Here is a 3,942-nt window from a genome sequence, read left to right as displayed (position 1 = left end):
ATCGTCGATCGGGTCGACGCGGCCGACGACCGGGTGTTGGCTGTCGTCCCACGCACGGGCGGGCCCGACGAGCGGATCGTCCGCGCGCTTCGCCGGGCCGCCGACCGCGGCGTCGACGTTCATCTCCTCCTCTCGGGGGAGTGGTACGACCGCGAGGAGAACCGCGCGCTCGCGGAGCGCTTCGCCGACGAGCCGATCGCGGTCGCCGTCGCTGACCCCCGGGGGCGGTACGGGAAGGTCCACGCGAAGGGGCTCGTGATCGACGACACCGCGATCGTGGGGAGTCTCAACTGGAACGAGCAGGCGGCGACGGAGAACCGCGAGGTGCTCCTCGCGATCGAGAATCCCGGCGTCGCGGATTTTTATGCGAAAGCGTACGCCGCCGACTGGCGGGGTGGCGGCGTCCAGCTGCCGGTCGGGTTCGTCGGCGGACTGGTGGCGACGCTGGTCGGTGCGGGACTCGTCGCACGGCGGGAGGTCGCCTTCGTTTGAAGCGGGCGCGGGCCGTGGTATCCCGTCGAGATCAGTCCTCGATCGCGACCGTCGAGGAGAGCGCCTCGTCGATCTCGGCGTCAGCCATCTTCTCGATGAGCGCCTCGATAACGGCCTCACGGCGGCCTTTCACGAACTTGATCGAGCCGACGACGAGGTGGCCACCACCGGAGACCCCCGCCTCGGGGAGCTCCTCGTTCAGCTCCGTGACCATCCGCGGGATGTCGAGTCTGACGCCGTCGGAGCGGAGCACCGCGAAGTCCGGCCCGTAGCCGATCGTGATAACGGGGTCGCCCGTCTCCTGGACTCGCGAGTCGTGGAGCTCGCCCGTCGTCTTCCCCGGTGCAGGGTAGGTGAAGCGGTGGGCGTACTCGTCGACGTCGATCCGGTAGAGATGTGCTCCGGAGGCGAGCCGCTCGTGTTCGACGTGCTCGTCGACGGCGTTCAGCTGGCGATTTACGTCGCGCTCGGCGCGCTCCGCGAGGAACTCCACGAGTTCGGCGTGTCGCTCGGGGTCGTCACAGCCGACGTTGAGCGCGTCGTTGACGAGCGTCTTCCCCTCGGAGTAGCGGAGCCAGTGGGCGGCGTAGTCGAGCGCCTCGCCGATGTCGCGAAGGTCGTCCACGTCGTAGCCGGCGTCCGCGGCCAGCGCGAGGTAGTCGTCCATCGCCTCGGCCTTCGAGCGGTCCGAGAGCCCCGCGACCGCGGGGACGTGTTCGAGCTCGTCGGTGAGCGAGGGGTCGATCAGCCGCGCGAGCTCGACACACATCATCCCCGTGGTGATCCGGTAGTCTTCGTCGTGCAGGTACGGGTTGACGTGCGCGTCGAGCAGCGGCGCGACCGCCTCGGGGTCAGGGTGGTGGTGATCCACGACCGCGATGGGGATGTCGTAGTGGGCGAGGTTCTCGTAGGCAGGCACGTCCTCCTCCGTCGACCCGTTGTCGAGCATCAACAGGAACGGGAGCTTCCGGCCGTGGCGAGCGCGCCCCTCCAGCGCGAAGTTCAGATCGCGGGTGACGTCCTCCATCTCGTAGTACGGGGCCTTGCTCGGCAGGCGCTTGAACAGGTGCTGTGCCGCGTCGGGGTCCTCGTTGACGTCGCGGACGAGCCGTTCGAGCGCCAGCTGGACGGGGATCGCCGCGCACATCCCGTCGCCGTCGGCGTGGTGTCGTACTCGGATCGGTCGCCCGGCGAGGGCCGTCCGGCGGAGCAGTCGGGCGAGCTCCCGGAGGTCGTCGTGGACCGACTCGAACGCCTCCCACTCGACGAGCGGGTCGATGTCGTCCGGTTCGGCGCGCTCGTCGAGCGCGGCCTCGAAACGGTCACGGGCGTCCGTCTCCCGCTCGCCGTCCAGTCGTTTCAGCGAGTCGACCTCCAGCTGGAGGCCACCTTCGCGGGTCTCGACGGTGCCGGCGACGTGGACCATGTCGCCGACCGCGATCTCGGGGTACGCCCGGACGCCGGCCTCCTCGAAGGCGGCACACGAGACGACTCCGGAGGCATCGGCGACACCGAAGATCGTCGGGCCACCGGTCTGTTTCGCCTGGACGACCTCCCCCTCGACGGTGACTTCGTCGCCTGGGACGAGGCCGCGGACCCGCGAGATCGTGGGCTCGTGGTCGACGGTCTCGGTGGTGTACGCCGCCGGCGACTCGTCGCTGAAGGCGATGTCCCCGTTATCCTTGATCTCGGTGAGACGGACGATGAGACGGTCGTCGACGTCGTACTCGCCGTCGAGACTCGACGCGTGGATCAGCCCCGAGACGGCGTCGGAGACGTCGACGAAGACGCCGTACTCCACGACACCGTTGACCTCGGCGTGATACAGGGCATCGACCTCGACGTCCTCGAGCGTGCAGTCTGGTGCGAGGTCGTAAACGGTCGCCTTCTCGGCGGTCCCCTCGGCCGTCGTGGCGTCGGGTTCGGGACTCGAATCGTCCCGCATGCCGGAACCTCCGGCGGTGTTCTCGCTCATATCCGTCGTTCGGGATCGGCAGGTGTTAAGCTTGTTATCTCCGTCTCGGCCGGGATCCACGGCCGGATCGGGTTCCTTGCGGGACTCGCGGTCCGGACACGTACCGGCTTCCTGCTACGGGTCCGGAACCCCTATGAGGCGACGGCGAGTGGATTTACGTATGCGACTGTTCCGGTCCGATGAGCTCCTCGGGATCGCCCGGGAGACGATGGAGTTCATCCTCGAAGCCAGCGAGGAGACCCACCCCAACGAGTACATGGGGTTCCTGCGGGCGGACGACGCCCGCAAACTCGACATCGACCGGGAGGGACAGGTGATAACCGACGTGCTCGTCATTCCGGGCACGGAGTCGAACCCGGTGAGCGCCTCGGTCCGTTCACACATGAAGCCGAACGACATGCGCTCGGTCGGCTCCGTCCACTCACACCCGAACGGCGCGCTCCGCCCGAGTTCTGCCGACCTCGCGACGTTCGGACAGGGTGAGATCCACATCATCGTCGGGGCTCCTTACGGCTGGGGCGACTGGAAGGCGTTCGACAACGAGGGGAACCAGACGACCCTCGACGTACTCGACGTGGAGGTGCCAGACGAGCACTTCTTCCATTTCACGCAGGAGGACATCGACCGCGAGCTCGTTGAGGACGGCTACGATCGGGGCGTCGTCGAACCGGATGACCGGGTTCGCAACGACGGGGACGAAGACTCCGGCGGCTTCCTTTCGTGGCTGCGGCGATGACTCGCGTCGTCGCGCAGGGAACGTTCGACCTGCTCCATCCCGGGCACGTTCACTATCTGACGGACGCTGCGACGTACGGCGACGAGCTCCACGCCATCGTCGCCCGCCCGTCGAACGTCACCCACAAGCCGAAGCCGATCCTCGACGCCCGCCAGCGCCGGGATATGATCGCGGCGCTCGACGCGGTCGACGAGGCTCATCTCGGTGATCCGGAGGACGTGTTCGTCCCCATCGAGCGGATCGATCCGGACGTCATCGTGCTGGGATTCGACCAACACCACGACGAGGCCACCATCGAGGCTGCACTCGCGGATCGCGGTCTCGACTGTCGCGTCGAACGGGCGAGCGGTCGCGACCCGCGGTACGACGCGGAGCTGCTCTCGACTGGCGACATCGTCGACCGTGTGCTCTCGCGTCGGGGATGAGCGTCGATCCGGCGGTCGGGGGGGAGCGTCGATCCGGCGGTCGGGGGTGACGCACGCACGACTCGATCCGTCCGAGAGCGTTCTCACGCTGCGGTCGACCGGGAGTCGTCGAAGCGCGGGACATATATGGGCCGATCCCCAAGCGGATCCAAGTGACGATACCCGATCGGTTCCCCGCGGTCCTCGCCGCGACGGCGATGGGAGCGTATCTCCTGCTCGTCGTCGGAGCGACGACCTCGCTGACGGACGCCGCCGCGGCCTGTACTGGCTGGCCGGCCTGTGGCGACGGCTACGCGCTTCCGACGGAGCGTGCC

4 protein-coding genes and 1 pseudogene are annotated in these 3,942 nt (G+C 68.1%); 4 read left to right on the top strand and 1 reads right to left on the bottom strand.

Annotated elements, in window-relative coordinates; translation table 11 throughout:
• Positions 1-492: phospholipase D-like domain-containing protein (locus tag ACFQEU_RS12490; RefSeq protein WP_379782616.1), on the top strand; the 492-nt coding region annotated here is incomplete at its 5' end.
• Between the two features lie 31 nt (positions 493-523).
• Here the strand turns inward: ACFQEU_RS12490 and ACFQEU_RS12485 are convergent.
• Entirely contained in the window at positions 524-2,467 is a 1,944-nt protein-coding gene (locus tag ACFQEU_RS12485) for a DHH family phosphoesterase (protein WP_379782613.1), read from the bottom strand.
• A 160-nt stretch (positions 2,468-2,627) separates the two neighbouring features.
• Here ACFQEU_RS12485 and ACFQEU_RS12480 point away from each other — a divergent pair, with 160 nt between their 5' ends.
• The 3 genes and pseudogenes from ACFQEU_RS12480 to ACFQEU_RS12470 all read left to right on the top strand — a co-directional run.
• The gene (locus ACFQEU_RS12480; protein ID WP_379782610.1) at positions 2,628-3,203 is read left to right on the top strand and encodes a Mov34/MPN/PAD-1 family protein; all 576 of its coding nucleotides are present in this window, start codon (positions 2,628-2,630) and stop codon (positions 3,201-3,203) included.
• Entirely contained in the window at positions 3,200-3,628 is a 429-nt protein-coding gene (locus ACFQEU_RS12475; protein ID WP_379782608.1) for an FAD synthase family protein, read from the top strand. Before ACFQEU_RS12480 ends, ACFQEU_RS12475 begins: the two co-directional genes overlap by 4 nt.
• Positions 3,629-3,780: 152 nt before the next feature.
• Positions 3,781-3,942 (top strand): annotated as a pseudogene (locus ACFQEU_RS12470) (heme o synthase); the annotation flags it as partial.

Origin of the sequence: Halorubrum tibetense, assembly GCF_042661865.1 — an archaeon.
Classification (GTDB): domain Archaea; phylum Halobacteriota; class Halobacteria; order Halobacteriales; family Haloferacaceae; genus Halorubrum; species Halorubrum tibetense.
Note: the sequence above shows the minus strand (reverse complement) of the source record. Positions and strands in the feature narration are given on the sequence as shown.

What these genes read in the sequence shown, in the direction of transcription:
- ACFQEU_RS12480 (WP_379782610.1), top strand. Translation starts at nt 2,628, where the DNA reads ATGCGACTGTTCCGGTCCGATGAGCTCCTCGGGATCGCCCGGGAGACG.
- ACFQEU_RS12485 (WP_379782613.1), bottom strand. Translation starts at nt 2,467, where the DNA reads ATGAGCGAGAACACCGCCGGAGGTTCCGGCATGCGGGACGATTCGAGT.
- ACFQEU_RS12475 (WP_379782608.1), top strand. Translation starts at nt 3,200, where the DNA reads ATGACTCGCGTCGTCGCGCAGGGAACGTTCGACCTGCTCCATCCCGGG.